Consider the following 21,631-nt stretch of genomic DNA (forward strand, 5'->3'; position numbering starts at 1 on the left):
CCGATACGGGCTTCTAGTCACAGTTTTGGCCGCTCTGAAGCCTTTTCGTGCGCGCAGAGTTCGGTTTCGACGGCCGGACGGCTGTCCTCTGCGTGTTTGCGCAGGTCGCGAATTGCGCCGAAGCACCTGCTAACCGCCGAAAAGCTTCAGAGCGGCCAAAACTGTGACCAGAAGCCCGCGATTCTGCGAAGGACCCCAACACGGGGTGCCAGACAGCGCAGCCAAGCTCGTCCAATCCCACGCAGAGGTAGCGGGGAGAGTCGCGCTATAATGCAAGGCCGACGAATCAGCCGCTCGAGACCTCAGGAGTTCGCTCCATGCCCACCATCCAAACCACGCTCGCGTGCGAGCTCAACCTGACCGCGGCGCAGGTCGCGGCCGTTATCGCCCTGGTCGACGAGGGCAACACCATCCCATTCATCGCCCGCTACCGCAAGGAGGCCACGGGCGGCATGGACGACGCCCAACTGCGCGCGTTCGACGAGCGCCTAGCCTATCTGCGCAACCTCGAGGCCCGCAAGGACGAGGTGCTGCGCGCCATCGACGAGCAGGGCAAGCTCACACCCGAACTGCGCGCGAAGATCGAGAACGCCGCGGTCATGCAGCGCGTGGAGGACCTGTACAAGCCATACAAGAAGAAACGCGCCACCCGGGCGTCGAAGGCGCGCGATGCGGGGCTGGAGCCCCTTGCGCTGCTCATCCTGGCGCAGGGCCGCTCCGACAAAACGCCGCTCGACCTCGCGGCCGGGCTCGTGAACGCCGAGGCCGGCTTCCCCACGCCCGAGGCGGCGCTGCAGGGCGCCCAGGACATCGTGGCCGAGGTCATCGCCGACGACGCCGAGCACATCGAGGCCCTGCGCAGCTTCACCAAGCGCACCGGCGCGCTGGCCGTGGAAGCGGTCGACCCGCAAGAGAAGACCGTCTACGAGGCGTACTACGACTTCTCGGAGCCGCTCTCGCGCATCCCCAACCACCGCGTGCTCGCCGTGAACCGCGGCGAGAAGGAGGGCAAGCTGCGCGCGAAGGTGCGCGTGGACGCAGACGCCGCCATCGAACAACTCGAGCGCCGCGTGGTCAGGAACCCGGCAAGCCCCTTCGCCCCCGTGCTGCGCGAGGCCGCGGCCGACGGCTACAAGCGCCTCATGGCCCCCGCGCTCGACCGCGAGATGCGCAGCCTCCTCACCGAGCGCGCGCAGACCGACGCCATCAAGGTGTTCGCCAAGAACACCGAGAGCCTGCTTTCGCAGCGCCCCGTGCGCGGCGCGCGCGTCATCGCCATCGACCCGGGCTACCGCACCGGCTGCAAGGTGGCGGTGCTCGACGAGTACGGCAAGCTGCTCGACTTCACCACCGTCTACCCCACCCCGCCGCGCAGCGAGGTGCGCAAGACGCAGGACAAGCTGGCCGGGTTCGTGAAGCGCCACCGCGCCAACACCATCGTCATCGGCAACGGCACGGGCAGCAGCGAGACGGAGGAGGTGGTGGCCGACCTCATCGCCAAGTCGGACGCGCCCCTGCGCTACACCATCGTGAACGAGGCCGGCGCGTCGGTGTACTCGGCCTCCCAGCTGGCCAGCGAGGAGTACCCCGACCTCGACGTCACCACGCGCGGCGCCATGAGCCTGGGCCGCCGCCTTCAGGACCCGCTCGCCGAGCTGGTGAAGATACCGCCGCAGTCCATCGGCGTGGGTCAGTACCAGCACGACCTCAACCAGGCGGAACTCGGCCGCGCACTCGCGGGCGTGGTGGAGCGCGTCGTGAACCGCGTGGGCGTCGACCTCAACACGGCCAGCGCGAGCCTGCTGGGCTACGTGTCGGGCGTGAGCGCCGCCGTGGCGAAGAACATCGTGGCCTACCGCGAGGAGCACGGGCGCATCTCCGACCGGCGGGAGCTCAAGAAAGTACCGAAGCTCGGCGCCAAGGCCTACCAGAACTGCGCCGGCTTCCTGCGCGTGACCGGCGGCGCGAACCCGCTCGATGCCACGAGCGTCCATCCCGAGAGCTATCCCGTGGCGCGCGAGCTGCTGAAGCGCGCGAAGGTGAGGCCGGAAGCGCTCGCGCGCGGCGGCGTCCCCGACATCGCAGGTCGCCTCGGCGACCTGCCCGCCCTCGCGGCCGAGCTGGGAGTGGGCCTGCCCACCCTGCGCGACATCGTGGCCGAGCTGGAGAAGCCGGGGCGCGACCCCCGCGACGGCGCGCCGGAGGTGGTGTTCAGCAAGGGCATCCGCTCCTTCGACGACCTCGTGCCCGGCATGGAGCTCACCGGCACCGTGCGCAACGTGGTGGACTTCGGCGCGTTCGTGGACGTGGGCGTCAAGCAGGACGGGCTCGTGCACGTCTCCAAGCTGGCCGACCGCTTCGTCAAGCACCCGAGCGAGGTCGTGGCCGTGGGCGACACTGTCACCGTCTGGGTCACCGCCATCGACAAGGACCGCGGCAAGATCTCGCTCTCCATGGTGAAGGGAAAGGCGTAAGGGGGCGGTAGCCGCCCGTCCCCCGTCATAGGTAGTCATAGGGCATGCGGCGGGCGAAGGCGTAGAACAGGAGCAGTGCCATGGCAACGAGCGGCGGGAGCGCTACGGCGGCAGCCAGCGTCAGCACCCGCGCCACGTAGAAGGCGAGCCGCTGCCAGCCTGCGCGGGGGCGCGTCTCGCACGTCATGCGCACGAAGCCGCCTCCGAGCGTGCGGCCCTGCCGAAGCCACGGGACAACGCCCTCGAACACGACGAACACCGCAATTGCGGCCGCTCGCTCCCACCAGCCGCCGTCGGTCCACGAGGAGTCCCCCGCCGCATGCAGCACGACGCTCGCGGCGGCGAGCAGGACGACAAGGACGGCCCCCATGACGGTCAGGTCGATCCAGTACGCGACAGCGCGACGCACGAAGCCGGGCCGGTCAGTCACGCGTCCCTCCCGGGCCGACTCGCTCGGCGGCAGCAGGCGCCCGGCGAGCACGGTGCCGGACCACCCGAAAGCAGCGCCCATCGTGTTGCAGAACAGGTCCAGCACGTCGAACATCCGGTACGCATAGGGATACAGGCCGAACAAGCCGGTGAGCTGCGCCGTCTCAATCAGCAGAGAGGCGCCGAAGCCCAAGGCGAGCGTCGGTGCGAACCGCCAGCGCAGCAGGCGCCCTGCGATGAAGCCGAGCGGGACGAAGAACGCCACGTTCGCCACCATGTCCGGCAAGGCGCGGACGCCGTCTTTCGCGAGGTCGTCCAAGAAGCCGAGCGGATTGAACCGCGGCTCGATGCCGTAGGTGATGCCGGGGCCGGAAGCGCCGTCGGGCAGCGGATAGAGCGTGAAGCACCCGAGTCCCAGCACGTAGAGCACGGCGAGGTAGGCCGATACCGCCGAAGCCGCGCGCAATCGCCCGTCCCGATGGTACAGGTAGGCGAGGATGGGCAGCGTGAGCACCATCGATGCGAGCGGCCAAAGCGCCACCGCCGCCGCGAAGCTCTCGCTGAATCGTCCGAGGAACTGCGCAAGGTATCCCATCTCCTCCTCCTTTCCCCGTTGTCCCGCGCGCGGGTTCCAGTATGGTGCAGCCTCCTTGCGTCGGCCTTGCCTGTCGCTTACGGCGCGCTTACTTCTTTGTAAGGCGCAGGTGGAGAAGAGCAGGCATCTCGCGACGAAACGGGCCGAGCGCTACAATAGCGGAATGGATACTTCTCGAAACATCCAACCGCCCGCTCCGTATGCGCCCGACCACATCCAGGTGCGCGGCGCCCGCGTGCACAACCTGAAGAACCTCGACGTGGACATCCCGCTGAACCAGCTCGTGGGCATCGCGGGCGTGTCGGGCTCGGGAAAGTCGTCGCTCGCGCTCGGGGTGCTGTACGCGGAGGGCTCGCGGCGCTACCTCGAGGCTCTCTCCACCTACACGCGCCGCCGTCTCACGCAGGCAGGGCGCGCCGACGTGGACGAGGTGCTGCACGTGCCCGCCGCCCTCGCGCTGCACCAGCGACCCGCCGTGCCCGGGGTGCGCAGCACGTTCGGCACCTCCACCGAGCTCTTGAACAGCCTCCGACTCCTGTTCTCGCGCGTGGGCAGCCATGTGTGTCCCAACGGCCACCGCGTGCCGCCCACGCTGAACGTGGCTGCCGAGCGCCCCATCACGTGCCCCGTCTGCGGCGTGGAGTTCTTCGGCCCGAGCGCCGAGGCTCTGGCCTTCAACGGCGACGGCGCCTGTCCCGAATGCGACGGCACCGGCATCGTGCGCACCGTGGACGAAAGCTCCCTTGTGCCCGACGAGTCGCTCACCATCGACGAGGGCGCGGTGGCGTCGTGGGGCACGCTCATGTGGGACCTCATGAAGCAGGTTGCGCGCGAGATGGGCGTGCGCACCGACGTGCCGTTCAACCAGCTCACGCCCAAGGAGCGCGACATCGTGTTCCACGGCCCCGCCGAGAAGAAGCACATCCTGTATAAGGCGAAGAAGTCCGACACCTTCGCCGAGCTCGACTTCACCTACTACAACGCCGTCTACACCGTGGAGAACGCGCTGGCGAAGGTGAAGGACGAGAAGGGCCTGGCGCGCGTGGCGCGGTTCCTCAAGCAGGGCACCTGCCCCGTGTGCCACGGCACGCGCCTGTCTGCCGACGCGCTGAAGCCGCAGGTGGCGGGCGTCAACCTGGCCGAGGCCACCGAGAAGACGCTCGACGGCCTCACCGGTTGGGTGGACGCCGTGCCGGGCGGGCTCGCCCCCGAGATGCGCCCGATGGCGCGAAACATCTGCGAGTCGTTCCAGCACACGGCGCGCCGTCTCGTGGACCTGGGGCTGGGGTACCTCTCGCTCGACCGCGCGGGCTCGACGCTCTCCACCGGCGAGCGGCAGCGCGTGCAGCTGGCCCGCGCCGTGCGCAACCGCACCACCGGCGTGCTCTACGTGCTGGACGAGCCGTCCATCGGCCTGCACCCCCTGAACGTCGACGGCCTGGTGGAGGTCATGCGCGACCTTCTGGCCGACGGCAACTCGGTGGCCATGGTGGACCACGACGCGCGCATCCTGCGCGCGGCCGACCATATCGTGGAGATAGGCCCTGGAGCGGGCGCCGCGGGCGGGCGCGTGATCGCGCAGGGCTCCGTGGCCGAGATCGAGGCCGACCCCGCCTCGCTCATCGGGCCGTTCCTGTCGGGTGCGCGCACCGTCTGCGTGCGCGACCGGGCAGATGCGGACAACGTGTTCGCCCTCGGCCGCATCCATCTGGAGACGGACGCGCTCCACACGGTCAAGCCGCTTGCCGTGGACGTTCCCCGCGGCCGGCTCACCGCCGTCACCGGCGTGTCGGGCTCGGGCAAGACCACGCTCGTGCTGGAGAGCCTCGTGCCTGCGCTGAAGGCGTGGGCCGCCGGCGAGAGGCCGCCCGCCCACGTGCGCGCCCTCGAGGCTGCGGGCATCGAGCGGGCGAACCTCATCGACGCCTCCCCCATCGGCATCAACGTGCGCTCGACCGTGGCCACCTACGCGGGCGTGCACGACGAACTGCGCCGCGCCTTCGCCCGCACGCCGGACGCGAAGGCGGCGGGGCTCAAGGCGGGCGACTTCTCGTACAACACGGGAAAGCTGCGCTGCCCCGTATGCGACGGCACGGGCTCCATCAGCCTAGACGTGCAGTTCCTGCCCGACGTGGACATCACCTGCCCCGCCTGCCGCGGCTCGCGCTACGCCCCCGATGCCGATCGCATCCGCCGCCCGCACGCCGACGACCCGGTGGACCTCGTGTCACTGCCCGACCTCATGGCCATGAGCGCGAGCGAGGCGCTGGCCGCCACCTCCGACCTCAGAAAGGTGGCCGCTAAGCTGCAAACCCTCTGCGACCTGGGGCTGGGGTACCTCACCCTCGGCGAGGCCACGCCGGCGCTTTCCGGCGGCGAGGCGCAGCGCCTGAAGCTGGCCAGCGAGATGAAGCGCACGCAGGACGATGCCGTGTTCGTGTTCGACGAGCCCACCATCGGCTTGCACCCGCTCGACGTGGCGCAGCTGCTCGAGGTGTTCGACCGCCTGGTGGTGCAAGGCGCCACCGTGGTGGTGATCGAGCACGACCTGGACGTCATCGCAAACGCCGACTACGTGATCGACCTCGGTCCCGGCGGCGGCGCGTCCGGCGGCCGCGTCGTCGCCGCCGGCAGGCCCGAGCAGGTGGCCGCCAACCCGGACAGCGTCACGGGAAGGTACCTGTAGAGGCGTGGTAGAATCTAAAAGTGCGACCTTCGAACAGCCTCGAAGACAGGGAAGGCCTCCATGACAGAACAGGACTTAAGCGATCTCGATTACGCCACCGGCTATGAGAAGATGTACGGCGTCACCGGCGAGCGCGAAGATTATCTGCGCCTTCTTCAATATCAACTTCATCGCTTCGACAATCACCCCGCAGCTCCGAACAGCGACAAAGCCCTTATCGAGCGTCTTGGGGACCAGAGAACGATCCTCGCCGAGCACGGTTTCGACCCCACGAAGGAAGACCATATCTTCGAGACCGTCAAGGTTGACTTCGTACATACCACCGCGCGCATCGAGGGCAACACGCTCTCGCTTAAAGAGACCGGATTGGTGCTCGAGGAAGACGCCGTCATTCCCGGAAAACCCTTGAGCGAGCACCTGGAGGTCGTCGACATCGCCCGTGCGTTCGACCTCATGGTCGAGTTCGTGCGCAACGGCACACCGGTTTCAGAGAAAGCCGTCCTCGCCATCCACGAAGCCGCGTCGGCGCATTTGGACGACTGCGAGCCGGGGGAGTACCGCTGGGACCAGCGCTATATCTCATCCTCCCCTATCATCCCACCGCCTCCCGCACGCGTTCCCCAGCTTATGAAAGGCCTGATCGCCTGGGCGGCGAAGGCCGAGGGCCCCGCGATCGAGACGGCGGCGCTCTTCCACCTCGTCTTCGAGGACATCCATCCCTTCCAGGACGGCAACGGTCGCACGGGACGCGTGCTGCTCAATTTCATGCTGATGAGCGCCGGCTACCCCGCCGTGAGCCTCAAAGCGGACGAAGCGGGCATCGCCGCGTACTACCGGGCCATCGAGTCGTTCACGCGCGACATCGAGGGTCGCAACGGCTCAGCGATGGTCGACCTCGTCGCCCATCGGCTGGAAGACTCCGTCGGCCAGCGCATGCTGCAACTGGAGCAGGCGAGAAGCTAACGCCCCTCCCCTCCGAGTTCCGCAGACGGATCTCGCTCCTCGGCGACGATCTCCCAGATATCTTCGAAGGCGATGCGGGTGCGGACGATGGTGACGGTGCGCGCCGCGAGGTCGATGTCGCTCACCAGGCCGTGCGTCGTGACGTACGCCTCGCCGTCGTAGTGGACGACGCTCGCCATCGTGCGGCGCTCCATCCGGGCGAGGCGCTGCGACAGCTCGAGCGCCTGCTCGTCGGTCAGCTCGCGCTTCGGCTCCACCACGCGCTCGCGTTCGCGGATGAGATCGTAGTAGCCTTTGAGCGCGGCGAAGGGCATGAACTGCTGGGCGCGGTCGGCGCGCGGTCGGCGCTCAGGCATGGTGGCCCCCGATCTGCTCGTTGCGCTCGCGCGCCGTGGCCTTCTCCTTCAAGCTGGTCCCGCGCAGAAGCGCGTTCTTCCCGAAGCGCCCCTTCACGGCCAGCACGGCCTGCTGCAGCCGGAGCTCCTCGGCCTCCGCCTCCGCATCCGAGAACAGATCCATCGTGGCGAATTCCTCGGGGAGCACCCCGCCGACGCCCACGTTGATGCGGCGGATGGGCGCGTCTTTGCGCGTGGTCTCGTCGAACAGGTCGAGGAAGCGCGGCATGAGCTTCGAGTAGAGGTTCGTGCGATCCGCCTGCCTGCGCGTGGAGCCGGTGTGAGGGAAACCGCGGCGGCCGCTTGCGGGGCGCCTGCCGTGGCCGCCGTCGAAGAAAGCGCCGTCCGCTTCGCCCGCAGGCTCGCCTGGACCTTTCGCGTACCCCACGTACAGCGATATCGATCCGGCTACGAGGCGCTTCTCCACGAGGTCGAGCACGAGCTGGTCCACCATCTCCTTGAGCACGTCGCGCGCTTCCTCGAACGAGTAGTCGCAGGGCAGCACCTGGCCGTTCCCCAGGGAATGACCGCTCGGCTCGTAGGCGTGGATGTCGGCGATGGTGCACGGTTCAACGCCATGGGCATGGTCGATGAGGTACTCGGCGTTCACCCCGAACTCGCGGTAGAGCGTGGCCTCGCTCATCTCGCACACGCCGTGCAGATCGTACACGGCGTACTTCGCCAGCCTCTTCGCGATGCCGGGGCCGATGTTCCAGATATCGGTGATGGGCCGGTGGGTCTGGATCGAGCGCTCGAACTCGGCCTGATCGAGGTAACCGATATGGTCCTCGGCGTGCTTCGCCGTGATGTCGAGCGCTACCTTGGCGAGGAACAGGTTCGGACCGATGCCCGCGGTGGCGCAGACGCCCGTGTCGGCCAGCACCGCGTCCATGAGCATGACGGCGAACTCCTTGGCGCCCATCCGGTACAGCGCGAGGTACGGCGTCGCGTCGATGAAGCACTCGTCGATGGAGTACGCGTGGACGTCCTCGGGCGACACGTAGCGCAGGTAGATCGAGTAGATGTCGGCCGACACCTCCATGTAGCGCTGCATGCGCGGGCGCGCCATGACATAGTCCACGCCCTCGGGAATCTCGAACACGCGGCAGCGGCTCGACAGGCCGAGCGCCTTCATCGACGGCGTGATGGCCAGGCAGATGGTCTTCTCCGTGCGGTCGGGATCGGCCACGACGAGGTTCGCCTTCAGCGGGTCGAGCCCGCGATCGACGCACTCGACGCTGGCGTAGAAGCTCTTCAAGTCGATGCACACGTACGTGCGCTCCTTCGCCACCGCCGCCCTCCTCCGAACTCTCGTTTGATGAAACGTTTGTTCGTGAAGTATACCACAGCCCGCAAGCGGAGAGCGCAGCCCGGCGGCACTCATTCAACCGCTACCGGCGCTCAGGTGCGATCGGGCGCTTGGCCGGCCCTTCCAGCACCGACCCGTCGGCAGCGAAGCGCGAGCCGTGGCAAGGACAGTCCCACGAGCCCTCCACGTCGTTGCGCTCCAAGCAGCAGCCCAAATGCGAGCAGCGCCGCCCCGGCTTCACCAGGTTCGCTGCCGACACGCCCGCGTTCGAGAACAGGCTGGGCGTGAGCATGGATCGCTGCGGCGAGAACAGGGCCTCCACCGGGCTCCGACCGCGCAGCACGAGGTCGGCGATGGCGCGCGCGGCCACGAGCGCGCCCGTCATGCCCCATTTGCTGAACCCCGTGGCCACGTACTGGCTCGGTCGGCTGCGCCGATGCACGCCGATATAGGGCACGTGGTCCAGGCTCATGCAATCCTGCGTCGCCCACGCGTAGCGCTCCTGCGCGCCCGGGTACGCCTCGGCGGCGAACGCCCGTATCTTGGCATAGCCCTCCGTGGGCTTCGGCCCCTGCCCCGTGCGGTGCCCGCCTCCTCCCACCAGCAGGTACTCGCCGTACGTGCGGAACGAGAAACCGCCCGCGTCGCCTATGAACATGCCGTCAACAAGCGGGGCGCCTTCCAGCGCCACCGCGTAGGAGCGCTCCTGATGCTCCTTCATGAAATACAATCCCGGCACGTTGACCAGCGGATAGTGCGTCGCAAACACGATATGGTCGGCGGTTATGGAGCCGCGGTCCGTGCGCGCCGTGTTCCCGCTCACGTCCGTCACGAACGCGTGCTCGTACACGTCGACGGACGGCATGAGCCCGAGCAGCCCGAACAACAGCTTCAGCGGGTTGAACTGCGCCTGACGCTCCATGCCCAGAGCGCCCCGGTTCGCAACCGGCACCGGCGCGCTGGGCAGCACGTGGTGCGGGATGCCCAGCTGCTCGTAGGCGGCAAGCTCGCGCTCGATGCCCGCCGTGGAGCCCGTGGCGTACACGTAGGCCGTCTTCTCCTCGAAGTCGCAGGGAGCATCATCGGCCAGCTGGCGCAGCCCCGCCACCGCCGCCTGGTTCGCTTCGAAGTAGAGGCGCGCGGCATCGGCGCCCCTCTTCTTGATCAGCCGGTCGTACACGAGATCGTGCTGGGCTGTTACCTTCGCAGTCGTGTTCGCCGTCACGCCGGCGCCCACCTGGCCGCCCTCCACCAGCGCACAGCGGCATCCCGCCTCCGACAGCAAATACGCGCAGAGCACGCCCGCCATGCCGCCGCCTATCACCAGCACGTCGGCGGAACGGTCGCCTTCGAGCGCCTTCGCGTAGCCCTGCGGCCGCACGGCGCTCGCTTCCCAGAGAGAGGTCATGCCGAGCCCTTTCGTCTTCAAGAGGAACGATCAGGCATCAGGGTACCCCCGCCCGCCACTAGGAAAGCGGCCCGCCAGAGCGCGTTTGCCGCGCTTTGCCGAACGGTTTCGCACACGTGAGCGGAAACGCCATTCGCGCACCTTGGCCTCACCCGCGTCGCAGCGCCTCCCCAACACGCGTCATCTTGGGATCGGCGAGCCGCGGGCGCTCGCGGCAATACCATGCGTAAGCGCTCCGCATGCCCTCGGCGAGCGCCACGCTCGGCTGCGCCAGGCCGAACCGCGTGGCCTTTCCCGTGTCCAGCAGGTAGGTCTGATCCCGGAAGGGGAAGAACTCGCGCGCCTCCATGGCGCCGCGATAGTCGACCGGCACGATGCGCGGCTCGACGCCGGCCGCCGCCGCGGCGGCTCGGACGAGGTCGCCCCATCCCACCGGCTCGGGGTGCGCGCAGTTGAAGGCCTCGGCTTCCCACGGCTCGGCCTCGAGGACGCTCACGACGAGGCGCACGAAGTCGTCGATGTGGAGGAACTGCGTGAGCGCGCCGCCGACGGGCACGGGGACGGGATGGCCACATTCGAGGCGGTCGAACAGATAGGCCTCGCGGTAGAGGTTATTGCCGGGGCCGTAGAAGTAGGCGGGTCGCAGGATCGTGAGGGAGCAGCCGCGCTGCGGACGCTCTGCTACGAGCAGCCGCTCGGCCTCGAGCTTCCCCAGCCCGTAGGCGCCCCAAACCTCGTTCTCGCCCGTCGGCGCGTCCTCGGCACGTGCCGCATCGGAGGGCGCGTACACCGCCCCCGAGCTCACGAGCACGTAGCGCGCCCCGTCGAGCCGAAGCGTGTCGAGCACGGGAGCCACATCGGCGGCAGTGTAAGCGGACACGTCCACCACCGCGTCGAAACGCTCGCCTGCAAGCTCGCGCAGGCTGGCCGGGTCGCGCCGGTCGGCTCGGTAGTGCCTGGCGAGGCCGCCGTACGCCACCGGCAGGCGGCCGCGCGTGAGGATGGACACGTCCCAGCCGCGCGCGATCAGCCCCTCGGCCACGGCCCGTCCCACGAACTGCGTTCCCCCGAGCACGAGCACGCGCATGGCGCTCCCCTTCCATCAGGCGTCGATGCGCCCCATGGTACACTATCCGGCGTCGAAGAGGGAAAGGCGACCGATGGCGAAGAACCCCGGCAGGGACGCATGGGCGAACGGCGGCAAGGGAAAAGTTGCAGGCCAGCCACGCGGCCAACAACTGCGCGCAACTAAGGGCCTGGGGCCCAACAAAGCCTCCGGCCACAAGGGCGGCATCTCCCGCCAAGGATCGAAGCGCGGCTGAACGAAAATGTCCCGAATGGGACCGCCCCCTATTGGGGCATTCACTCCAGATACGCCCCCGTCTGCCTGCTCCACAGGTTCGCGTAGGCCCCGCCGGCCTCGATGAGCTCGGCGTGCGGGCCGTCCTCCACCACGCGGCCGCCGTCGAGCACCACGATGCGGTCGAGGCTGGCCACCGTCGACAGCCGGTGCGCCACCACGATGGCCGTGCGCCCGCGCATGAGCGTGGCCAGCGCGTCCTGCACCAGCTGCTCGCTCTCGGAGTCGAGCGCGCTCGTGGCTTCGTCCAGCACGAGCACCGGGCAGTCGGCCAGAAGCGCTCGCGCGATGGCGATGCGCTGGCGCTGGCCGCCCGACAGCTTCACGCCGCGCTCGCCCGTGACGGTGTCGAAGCCCTGTGGCAGCCGCTCGATGAACTCGAGCGCGTTCGCCTGGCGCGCCGCCTCGCGGATCTGCTCCATCGTGGCGTCGGGCCTCCCGTAGGCGATGTTCTCCGCGATGGAGCGGTGGAACAGCAGCGCCTCCTGCGGCACGTAGGCGATCTGGCGGCGCAGCGATTGCTGGGCGGCCTCGGAGATGTCCTGCCCGTCCACGAGGATGCGCCCCTCCTGGATGTCGGACAAACGCAGCAAAAGCTTCGTGAGCGTGGTCTTCCCCGCCCCGCTCGCACCCACGAGGCCCACGCGCTGGCCGGCGGGGATGTGCAGGTCGAGGTCGTCAAACACCCGCGTGCGCGCCTCGCCGTCGGTGTACCAGAAGCCGATGTCCTCGAAGTCGATGGCGCCCTCGCGCACCTCGAGCTCGGGCGCGCCCGGCTTGTCGGCCACCAGTCGCGGCTCGTCGAGGATCACGGTCATGCCGCTCGCGTCGCCGAACGCGCGGTTGAAGCGCTGCAGGCCGTTGTTGATGAAGTTGAACTGGTTCGTCACCGTGTAGGTGTACGTGAACATCACCACGAGCGTGCCCGGCGTGATGCCGTACCACGCGTTCCCGCCCGCGATGAACACGGCCACCACGCTCATGATGGCGATGGTGATGCACGCCGTCACGATGCCGCGCGTGAGCGACGCCCACATGCGCTTCGAGTCGCGCGCCACCACCTCGCGGTTCGCCTGGTCGAACAGCCCGCGCTCGTAGTCCTCGCGCCCGTAGGTCTTCACCGCCAGGATGTTGGCAACCGAGTCGGACAGCTCGCCCGACAGCTGGTTCTGCGCGCTGGCCGCCTGCTCGTTCAGGTGCAGGATGCGCTTGTACATGTAGTAGGACACGCCCGCGTACACCGCGAGCAGCGCCATGAGGATGGCCACGTACACCGGCACGCGCGGCGCGAGGATGGCGCACGTGAACACCACCGAGCAGATGACCGGCAGAAACGGGAAGGTGATGGTTTCCAGCAGCAGCTGGTAGGCGCTCATGAACTTGGTCGTCTGGCTCACCAGCGTGCCGCCGAAGCGATTGGAATGAAACGACATCGACTGGTTGGACAGCGCGTCGAACGACATGGTGGCCAGGTCGTAGGAGGCGGCGATCTGCAGCCGGTACATGGCGTAGTCCTGCACCTTGCTGGCCGCCTGGCCGGCCACGTTGATGAGGATGAGCGCGACGATGTAGGGGCCGAACACCGCGAACACCTCGGACGTGCCCACCGAGCCCGCGCTCACGCGGTCCACCACGAGACTCATGACGTAGGGGTTGCCGTACGACAGCAGCGCCACGAACAGAAGCGTCGCGGTCATGAGCGTGGCGAACAGCCCGAGGTGCTTTCGGGTGACCAGCCAGAAGTAGTGCAGCGTGCGTCGCGTCGTCGACGGAGCAGCGGATCGTGCCATAGGATTCTCCTTCTCGTATTTCAAGAAGATTATCGCACACCCGTGCAACCCCGGCCGCGCGGCCAGCGCGCCCTACCCCACCAGCTTCGAGGACTCCACCTGCTCCACGTACCAGCTCATGAACTTCGCCAGCGGCTTGCGCAGCACGAGGCCTATGACGGCCGCCGGTACCAGGAACAGCGCGAGCAGGCCCATCTCCCACCAGAAGTCGCCCCCGTAGGTGCCGAACATGGCCGCACGCATGGCGTTCACCACGTGGGTGGCCGGCAGCCAGGGACTCAGCCCCTGGATGAACGGCGGCAGCAGCTGCAGCGGGAACGACCCGCCGCACCCTGTCACCTGTATGATGAGCAGCAGCACCGCCACGGCCTTGCCCAGGTTCGCGAACGCAGCCACGAGCGCGTATATCAGGAACGTGAACACGAGCCCGGCGAGCCAGAAGCACAGCATGAACAGCAGCGGGTGCGTCACCTGCACCTGCAAGAACAGCAGGTTCCCCAGGCCCATGACCGTGGTCTGCGACAGCGACAGGAAGGCCATCACGCCGAAGCGCCCGAAGAACAGCTGGCGCGGCTGCGGATCGGCCAGCTGCGCGCGCACCCGGCCGGGAACGGTAGGCTTCACTACCACCAGTATCAGCAACGACCCGATGAACAGTGCGAGCGTAGTATATAAAGGCGCCATAGCCGAACCGAAGTTGTCCACGGGGAACACGGCCACGCGGTCGATGCCCACAGGCGCCGCAAGCGCCTTCGACAGCACCTGCGTGTCGGAGCCCAGCACCTCGCGCAGCAGGTCGGCATCCCCGGCAACGAGCGCCTGGTCGATGCCGTCGGCCAGCTCGCGCAGCGTAGCGGAGGCGCCGTGCAGCTCGCCCACGGTCGCATCTATCTTCTCCGCCGCCCCGCCCAGCACCGCCGCAGCGGAATCGGCCGAATCCGACAGCCCGGATCCCGCGGCGCGCAGCCCGTCCAAGCCTGATCCCACGCTCGCGACCAGCGAGGACGCCTCGTCGGCCAGCTTCTGGAGCCCCGGTTTCAGGCTAGTGTCGAACTCGTCCCGCATCGTAGCCGCACCCTGCTGCGCCTCGTCGGCCAACCGCTTGATCTCCGCGCGCTCCGCCTGCACGTCGGCGCTGCCCGCCTCCAGCTTGTCGGCGGCGCTTCTCATGGTGTCGCGCATGTTCTCCAAAAGGCCGATGGTGGCGTTCATGCGCGCGATGACGCTCTCGAGCGCCTGCAGGTACTCGTCGGGCACCTGGTCGCGCAGCGCCTCCAGCTGCGCGACGATGCTCCGGCATGCCGCAACCTGCCCGTCCAGGGCATCGGCCTGCCCGCGCAGCGCGGCCACGCTGTCCTGCGAGCCGGTGGCGGCGGCATCGAACAGCGCATCCGCGGATGCCGACACGGCGGCGAAGCCCTGCCCGCCGTCCGCGAGCGCCTGGGACAATCCATCCGCCGCCTGCCGCAGCGCATCCACCAGGCTTGCGGCCGAGGCCGCACCCTGCGACGCCGTGCTCCCCAGGCCGTCCGCCTGGTGCTGCGCAGCCTCCACCAGCTGGGCGGACTCGCCCACGAGCGACTGGGCGGCCCCCGCCAGCGACGAGTACAGCGTGAGCACCGACGCCATACGGTCCACCTGGTCGCCCATGGAGCGCACATGCGCTGACAGATCGGCGATGCGGCCGCCCGCGTCGGACTCGTCGGCGTAATGGGAAAGCGACTCGGCAATGCTCAACGCCACCTCGGAGAGCGTCTCGGCAAACACCTCGTTCACCTGGTATGACACCGAGTCCGCACCCCTGTCGGTGATCTTGGGGGCAATGGCGCTCTTCTTCTCGTTCGCGTAGTACACGATCTTGGCGTGCTGTACGTCATCGGAGTAGAACGTCAGCATGTCGCGGCTGAAATCGTGCGGGATGACCACGGCCGCGTAGTACCGCCCCGACCTCGCGCCATCCACCGCATCCTCCTCGGTGGTGAACGTCCAGTCGATCTCGTCGTTGGCGCGCAAGGCGGACACCACCTGCTCGCCGATGTTCACGCGCAGGGGCACGAGGTCGCTCTCGTACCCGTCGTCCACGTTCGCCACGGCCACGGTGAGGTTGCCCGTGTTATCGAAGACGTTCCAGCACGCGATGATGTTGTACCAGGCGAAGATGGACGGCATCACCACGAGCCCGACGGTGATGATGATGTTCATGGCGTTCGAGAACAGGCGCCTCATGTCGCCGCGGAACAGGTGCCAGACGTTGCTCATCGCACGGCACCCCCTTCCGCACCGTCGTCGCCGTCCGCGGCCGAGCGCTCCATCTCGTTGCGCGAGGCGCCCAGCTCCAGCAGCCCTTCGTCGGTCATGTCGTCGAGCCTCATCTGGCGCTCGAAGCTGTCGCGCAGGCTCTCGACCACCACCAGGAATACGAACACGGCCACAAGCCACGCGAGCCACGCCGTGAGCAGCCACACCTTCTCGGCGGGCGTGAGCGCGAACACCACCGCCAGCGCCACCGGCACCGCAAGGCCCAGGGCCACGGAGCCGCGGATAAGCCGCGGGTACCAGCGTGTGAAGCGCTCGTAGCGTACGCGCAGCTCCTCGCGGTACTCATCCCTGCCCGACAGCGCGCGGAACAGCTGCGAGAAACGGTACGGGCGCGCGGGGATCTCCACGTCCTCGCCGTTGAAGATGCCGCCCTGCCGCACCTGGCCGGCCACCATGCGGTTGACGTTCGCCATCAGGGGCCGCAGCAGGATGCCGAAGGCCATGAACAGCACGAAGAAGAACGCCAGCATGCCGATGGCGTCGCCGTAGTGCGAGCCGTAGAAGCCGCAGATAGCCTCGCGCATGGCGGAGATGCCGTACGTGAAGGGGAAGAACGGGTACACGGCCTGGAAGAAACCCGAGGTCATCTCGATGGGGTACAGCCCTGTAGCCCCGGGGATCTGCGCGAACACGAGCACGATGCAGATGCCCTTGCCAATATGCTGCAGTGTCACCGAGAGCGCATAGATGATGCTGAGGTACGAAAGCGACGCCACCGCCGCCGCGAAGAACAGCGCCGGCGCACTGACAGCCTGCACCCCGATGACCAGCACTCCCGCACAGCAGATCACCGCCTGCAGCACGGCCATCACGGCGAGCAGCGCAAAGCGCCCTAGATAGCGCTGCGTGACGGTAAGATTGCGGATGCCCTCGCCGTCCACCTCCTGCTTCATGATCACCAACAGCATGAACGCGCCGATCCAAAACGTCAGGTTCATGAACAGCGGCGCCATGGCCGAACCGTAGGCGTTCAGCGGGTAGAGCTCCTCTGTCTTAAGCTCGGTGGGCGATCCCATGAAGTCGGCGATCTTCGACGCGTCGAGCCCGTCCTCTCCCACCAGCTTCGCCAGCACGCCGGACTCGCCCAGCGACAGCACGTCCGTGCGCACGGTGTCCAACCCCTCCTCCAGGCTGGCCAGGATGCCGTCGGTCTGCCCGAGCGCGTCCTTCGCGGTGCAGAGCGTGGATACCAGCTGGTCCAACACGAGCGAGGTCTGGTCCACCAGCAAACGCTGGTTCGAGACAGCGGTTGCCAGCGACGACGACGCCGCGCCCAGCTGCGCCAGGCTCCCGTTCACGGCGGGGATCGTGGTGCCGAACAGGTTGTCCGAATAGGCCTGGGCGCCCGCGACGGCCTGCTGGACGGCGGCGTTCAGGTCGTTGCCCGCTTGGGCCGTGGCCTGCGAGATGTTTTCGGTGTCTGCGCTGATGCGGGTGAGGTCATCGAGCGTGGCCTGGGCGTCTGCAGCCTGCTGCTCCAGCTGCGCGGCAGCCTCGGCAAGCGGCTGCTTGCCCGGGTTGTCCTCGGGAAGCCCGTCGGCGACGCTCTTCAGATACGCCGCCAGCGCCTTGTCCTCGTCCACCACGGCCTGGGCCTGCGCGAGCGTCGCCCGCACGCTTCCCTGCGCCTCACCGATCGTGCCCGCGATGTCCCCCACCGCCTGGTTCGCCTTCGACGAGGCCTGCGACACCGATGACAGGCCCGTGCCCACCGCCGGCATGGCCGCGGCGGAGAAGCTCGCCAGCCCGTCCTGCATCTGCGTCGTCAGGCCGGACACGGTCTGCAGCGCGTCGGACGCCGTCCCCAGGTCGGCGCGCACGCGGCAGAGCGCGTCCTTCGCGCCGCCCACCTTGGCCTGCGCCTCGTCGGTGGCCGACTCGATGCCCGCAAGCGAATCGCGCGCCTCGCCTACCGTCTGCACGGCCTGGGCGATCTTTTCCACCGCCTGCGAGCGGGACGCGTCCAGCTTCTCGCGCGACTCGCCAAGCGCCTGGTCGATGGCATCGGCGGCCACGTCGCTCACGGTGGAAACGAACGTGGAGTTGATGGTCTCGTCGAGCGTGCTGGCGCCGGTGTCGGTGATCTTCGGTGCCACCGGGCCCGCCTTCTCGTTCACGAAATATTCCAGCTTGGGCTGCGTGAAATCGCCGGTGGTGAGCGAGAGCAGCTGGGAGGTGAAGTCCGCGGGTATCACGAACGCGGCATAGCTCTTCCCCGCGTCAAGCTCCGCCATGGCGTCGTCGCGGTCGACGAACACCCAGTCGAGCTGCGTGTTCCCGTGCAGCTCGTCCACTATCATGTCGCCCACGCGCAGCTCGCCGGTCAGCTCGCTCGAGCCGCCCTCGTCCTCGTTCACCACGCACACGCGCAGCGCGCCCGTATTGTCGTAGGGGTTCCAGAAGCCCACGACGTTGTACCAGGTGTACACCGACGGCAGCACGAGCAGCGCCAGCACCACCACGAGCGCCGGAGGCGTTTTGAGCAAGCGCAGCACATCGCGCTTGAGCACCCGCAAAACGTTTCCCATAGCCGCTGCCGCGCCCTTTCTCCGCCTGATAAATACCGAACAATGATAACCCTCTCGGCACGTAACGTCACGCAAGATTGACGAACACGTTACATTCGTCAACCTCTCGGCTGCCGGCAGCCGAGGCGGGCGGAACGCGGCGTGCCGAACCGGACGGCCCGCACCGCGCGAAGCCGAAGCGCCGCGCGCATTCCATCTCGCCCGAACCCGACAGGACCCCGGCGTTCAATCCGCCTCCCGACGTATGGCGGGCCCCGGGGCGTGATGCCCCGGGGCCCGCCGCTCCCCCGCAAACGCGGGCGCTACCGCGTCTCGTCGTCCTCGTCGTTGCCCAGCTCCTTGGCGGCGGCCTTCTGCTGCTTGTTGAACTGGTCGGCGCTGCGCTTCTCGTACTCGGTGGCCTTCTTGAACACGGTGGGCTGGTTGATCACCACCTGTGGGAACGGGATGCTGATGTCGTGCTTGTCGAAGATCAGCTTCATCTCGCGGTTCAGGTCGCGCTCCAGCTGCAGGCGGTCGCTCTCGGCGCACTGCACCACGATGCGGATGGTCACGCTGTTGTCGCCCAGCTCCACCACGCCCTTGTAGAACGGGCCGTCGATGATGGCCGGCAGCCGCTTGCGGATGTTCGGCAGCTCCTTGGACAGGATGTTCTCCACGCGCTCAAGCGACTCGCCGTACTCGATGCCCACATCGCACGAGGCGTAGGACGTCTCCTTCGTCATGTTGACCACGTTGCTGATGTCGCTGTTGCGGATCACCTTGATGTTCTGCGAGCCGTCCTCCACCTTGGTGGTGCGCACGCCTATCTCCACCACGGTGCCGCGCCAGTCGCCCACCTTGATGATGTCGCCCACGCGGAACTCGCCCTCGAAGATGATGAACAGGCCGGAGAGGATATCGCTCACCAGCTCCTTCGCGCCGAAGCTGATGGCGATGGACAGGATGCCGGCCGAGGCCAAAAGCGTGGTGGTGTCCACGCCCACCAGCATGAGGCAGTAGTACACCATGCCGATGATGGTGGCGTACTTGATGAAGCTGCCCAGCAGGCGGCACACGGTCTCGCCGCGCGCGCCCAGCACAGTAGCCAGCAGGTTCAGCAGCTTCTGAACGAGCGTGACCACGGTCAGCGCCACGCACACGAACATGATGCACGCCGTGAGGGCGAACACGTTCACGCCGCGCTCCCAATTACCGCCCAGGATGTAAGAGAAGATCGAGCCCTGGCCGAAGATGCTCTCCTGGAACACCACAGCTGCGAACACGGCGATCACGAACACGCCCACGAGCCAGCGCACCACCGTAGCCGTCTTCTGCTCGGCCGTCTTCTCGCTCCACTTGAACGAGCGGGCAATCCAGCGGCTGGCTGCCGATTCGGTCTTGGCCGTGCGCCCGCTCGGCATCTTCACGTCGATCATGCGCGCGTCGGCCTCGACCGGCGCCTTGGCCACGGTCACGCTGCCCCTCGGTTCGAAGGCCAGCAGCAGAAATATCACCACGAGGCACACGAGGGCCACACCGCCCGTGGCCACGGTGAGCGGCACGCGCTCGGCCATGAGCTCGCCCTCGGTGCCGGCAACGTACAGGAAGTAGTTCTCCGCCTCGGCCGACGAGACGTAGTACGTCGTTCCCTCCACGGTGAGGTAATCGCAGTAGCCGTCCTTCAGCTGGCTCTCCGTCATGCCGTGCGCGAGCGCATCCTTGCCGACAAGTCGCTGGTCAGGGAAGTACGCGAACGTATGGTCATCCTTGCTCACGGCGAATGCGAACCCTTCGGAGCCCACCTTCACGCCGCCCAGCACGCTGTCGACGGTGACGGTCTCCAGCAGGTTCTCCAGGCGCGTCGCGCGAATGCCGATCTGCACGGCGCCGTCCACGGTGCCGGCCGCGTCGTGCAGCGGCACGCCGATGTACTGGCGCAGCTGCCCGGATATCTCGTCGGGCTGCGCTTCCTGCACCACCGAGTCCGCGCCCTGGAGCAGCTTGCGGAACTCGGAGGACTGGTCCTCGGGGTCCTCGCTCAGGGTAAAGTTCGCGTAGGAGGAGTTCGTTGCGGTCATCACGCCGTTCCCGTCGTACGTGAACACGTACTGGATCATGAGGACGTCCGCCAGCTTCTGCAGGTCGTCGCGGTTCTCGAGCGCCGGGTTCTGGTCCAGGATGTAGCCGGCCACGCGCGCCTTGCCCAGATAGCGCTCGTCATACTGGCTGATGAGTTCGTCCATGCGCGCTTGGGTACGCTGGGTGGTCTCCACCACCTCGGCGGCGCGCTCGTTGTTTGCCACGGATTGGGATGACAGGGCGAACAGCGTCTGCATGTAGAACGATACGCCCAGGATGGCCAGAAAGCCCACGAACGACAGCACGGCGGCCTTGCGCCCTATTACCTTGTTGTAGCGCAGCGGCCCGACGTGACGGTAGTCCTCGGGACTGCGCCCCTCGCGCTCGTCCTCGCGCATGACGAAGATGCCGTACATGATGACCACGGCCATGACCGCGAAGAATATGAAGAGGATCACGCCCACCGTGACGTTGCGGGTAGCGGCCATGTCGCTCTCGGGCACGGCGGCGATATAGTAGGTGTCGCCGATCTTGCTCACATGGCCGTACAGATTCTCGCCGGCAAGAACCATCCACGCGTACGCGCCGTCCTCGAGGTCGGCTACGTCGATGCCGCCATCGATGGCGTCGGTGCCCACAAGAAGGTCGTTCGGATGGTACTCAACCAAGCAATCCTGCGCCGACACGGCGAACATGAAGCCATGCTGGCCGATGGCGATGTTCTTGAGCACGCTTTTCGTTGAGCCCGTGTCCTCCACGAGCTGGCGCAGCTCGGCCGGGTCCTGCTCGACCACCACCATGGAACCATCGTCGATGCGGGCAGCGTAGTAGCGCTTGAGCCAGTTCTGCTCGGGCAGCTCCACCTCCACGGCCGCGGAGGGCTCGCCGTCATCGAACACGGTGCGCAACTGGTTGAAACGCGCGTAGGCGAAGTCCGCCGGGGTGTCCTGCGCCTTCGCGACGATAGCGCCGTCGCGCGACACCACGAGCACGTTGTCGACGCCTAAAAGGTCCTGGTACTCGACCATCTTCGCATCGGTCGCTGCGAAGCCGGCGTCGTTGTTCGCCATGAAAGCCACGCTCGCCGCCTTGGACTGGTATATCTCGTCGAAGGTGACGGTATTCTGCTCCACGCCTTCGTCCGCTGACGCCAACAGGCCCTCCAGCGCGTCGGATTCTTGCCGCATCTCGCTCGCGTAGCCGTCCAGCGACAGCTCGGTCTGCATCGTGGACAGCAGAACGCCCATGACCGCCATGCTCGCGGCTGCCACCAAAACGAGGACGGCGATCTTGACCTTGAGTTTTCTCGACATG

The 21,631-nt window shown here is 67.5% G+C and carries 12 protein-coding genes; 3 read left to right on the forward strand and 9 right to left on the reverse strand.

Features of this window, described 5'->3' with window-relative positions; genetic code table 11:
- The first annotated feature begins 317 nt into the window (after positions 1 to 317).
- Positions 318 to 2,474: a Tex family protein gene (locus BN3560_RS04005; protein ID WP_096227089.1), complete on the forward strand. Its 2,157-nt coding sequence runs from the start codon at positions 318 to 320 to the stop codon at positions 2,472 to 2,474.
- A gap of 25 nt (positions 2,475 to 2,499) precedes the next feature.
- On the opposite strand, the gene BN3560_RS04010 is transcribed toward BN3560_RS04005, so the two are convergent.
- Positions 2,500 to 3,498, reverse strand: a complete 999-nt coding sequence (locus BN3560_RS04010; protein WP_096227090.1) for a VanZ family protein — start codon at positions 3,496 to 3,498, stop codon at positions 2,500 to 2,502.
- A 163-nt stretch (positions 3,499 to 3,661) separates the two neighbouring features.
- Here BN3560_RS04010 and BN3560_RS04015 point away from each other — a divergent pair, with 163 nt between their 5' ends.
- Positions 3,662 to 6,184: an excinuclease ABC subunit UvrA gene (locus tag BN3560_RS04015; protein WP_096227091.1), complete on the forward strand. Its 2,523-nt coding sequence runs from the start codon at positions 3,662 to 3,664 to the stop codon at positions 6,182 to 6,184.
- A gap of 60 nt (positions 6,185 to 6,244) precedes the next feature.
- Positions 6,245 to 7,147 carry a Fic family protein gene (locus BN3560_RS04020; RefSeq protein ID WP_096227092.1) on the forward strand — a complete coding sequence of 301 codons (903 nt, stop codon included), beginning with the start codon at positions 6,245 to 6,247 and terminating at the stop codon, positions 7,145 to 7,147.
- On the opposite strand, the gene BN3560_RS04025 is transcribed toward BN3560_RS04020, so the two are convergent.
- The 8 genes from BN3560_RS04025 to BN3560_RS04060 form a co-directional block, all read right to left on the reverse strand.
- Complete coding sequence (locus BN3560_RS04025; RefSeq protein WP_096227093.1) at positions 7,144 to 7,503, reverse strand: YolD-like family protein; 360 nt, start codon at positions 7,501 to 7,503, stop codon at positions 7,144 to 7,146. The genes BN3560_RS04020 and BN3560_RS04025 overlap by 4 nt on opposite strands.
- On the reverse strand, positions 7,496 to 8,833 hold the full coding sequence (locus tag BN3560_RS04030) for a Y-family DNA polymerase (RefSeq protein WP_096227094.1): 1,338 nt from the start codon (positions 8,831 to 8,833) through the stop codon (positions 7,496 to 7,498). Before BN3560_RS04030 ends, BN3560_RS04025 begins: the two co-directional genes overlap by 8 nt.
- Before the next feature lie 100 nt (positions 8,834 to 8,933).
- Positions 8,934 to 10,259, reverse strand: a complete 1,326-nt coding sequence (locus tag BN3560_RS04035; RefSeq protein ID WP_096227095.1) for an FAD-dependent oxidoreductase — start codon at positions 10,257 to 10,259, stop codon at positions 8,934 to 8,936.
- A 148-nt stretch (positions 10,260 to 10,407) separates the two neighbouring features.
- A complete protein-coding gene (locus BN3560_RS04040) occupies positions 10,408 to 11,346 on the reverse strand; it encodes an NAD-dependent epimerase/dehydratase family protein (protein ID WP_096227096.1) in 939 nt (312 codons plus the stop codon).
- A 275-nt stretch (positions 11,347 to 11,621) separates the two neighbouring features.
- Entirely contained in the window at positions 11,622 to 13,409 is a 1,788-nt protein-coding gene (locus tag BN3560_RS04045; protein WP_096227097.1) for an ABC transporter ATP-binding protein, read from the reverse strand.
- 72 nt (positions 13,410 to 13,481) lie between these two features.
- Positions 13,482 to 15,668 carry a YhgE/Pip domain-containing protein gene (locus tag BN3560_RS04050; RefSeq protein WP_096227098.1) on the reverse strand — a complete coding sequence of 729 codons (2,187 nt, stop codon included), beginning with the start codon at positions 15,666 to 15,668 and terminating at the stop codon, positions 13,482 to 13,484.
- Positions 15,665 to 18,256 (reverse strand): YhgE/Pip domain-containing protein, encoded by a 2,592-nt coding sequence (locus BN3560_RS04055; RefSeq protein ID WP_096227099.1) that lies wholly within the window; start codon positions 18,254 to 18,256, stop codon positions 15,665 to 15,667. Before BN3560_RS04055 ends, BN3560_RS04050 begins: the two co-directional genes overlap by 4 nt.
- Positions 18,257 to 18,558: 302 nt before the next feature.
- Positions 18,559 to 21,630, reverse strand: coding sequence for a mechanosensitive ion channel domain-containing protein (locus tag BN3560_RS04060; protein ID WP_096227100.1), 3,072 nt, complete (start codon positions 21,628 to 21,630; stop codon positions 18,559 to 18,561).
- Between the last annotated feature and the right edge of the window lies 1 nt (position 21,631).

The sequence above is a fragment of the Gordonibacter urolithinfaciens genome, from assembly GCF_900199375.1.
Taxonomy (GTDB): domain Bacteria; phylum Actinomycetota; class Coriobacteriia; order Coriobacteriales; family Eggerthellaceae; genus Gordonibacter; species Gordonibacter urolithinfaciens.

Excerpts from the sequence above, each read along its gene's own strand:
- BN3560_RS04005 (WP_096227089.1), top strand. The coding sequence starts at position 318 with ATGCCCACCATCCAAACCACGCTCGCGTGCGAGCTCAACCTGACCGCG.
- BN3560_RS04010 (WP_096227090.1), bottom strand. The coding sequence starts at position 3,498 with ATGGGATACCTTGCGCAGTTCCTCGGACGATTCAGCGAGAGCTTCGCG.
- BN3560_RS04015 (WP_096227091.1), top strand. The coding sequence starts at position 3,662 with ATGGATACTTCTCGAAACATCCAACCGCCCGCTCCGTATGCGCCCGAC.
- BN3560_RS04020 (WP_096227092.1), top strand. The coding sequence starts at position 6,245 with ATGACAGAACAGGACTTAAGCGATCTCGATTACGCCACCGGCTATGAG.
- BN3560_RS04025 (WP_096227093.1), bottom strand. The coding sequence starts at position 7,503 with ATGCCTGAGCGCCGACCGCGCGCCGACCGCGCCCAGCAGTTCATGCCC.
- BN3560_RS04035 (WP_096227095.1), bottom strand. The coding sequence starts at position 10,259 with ATGACCTCTCTCTGGGAAGCGAGCGCCGTGCGGCCGCAGGGCTACGCG.
- BN3560_RS04040 (WP_096227096.1), bottom strand. The coding sequence starts at position 11,346 with ATGCGCGTGCTCGTGCTCGGGGGAACGCAGTTCGTGGGACGGGCCGTG.
- BN3560_RS04045 (WP_096227097.1), bottom strand. The coding sequence starts at position 13,409 with ATGGCACGATCCGCTGCTCCGTCGACGACGCGACGCACGCTGCACTAC.
- BN3560_RS04050 (WP_096227098.1), bottom strand. The coding sequence starts at position 15,668 with ATGAGCAACGTCTGGCACCTGTTCCGCGGCGACATGAGGCGCCTGTTC.
- BN3560_RS04055 (WP_096227099.1), bottom strand. The coding sequence starts at position 18,256 with ATGGGAAACGTTTTGCGGGTGCTCAAGCGCGATGTGCTGCGCTTGCTC.
- BN3560_RS04060 (WP_096227100.1), bottom strand. The coding sequence starts at position 21,630 with ATGTCGAGAAAACTCAAGGTCAAGATCGCCGTCCTCGTTTTGGTGGCA.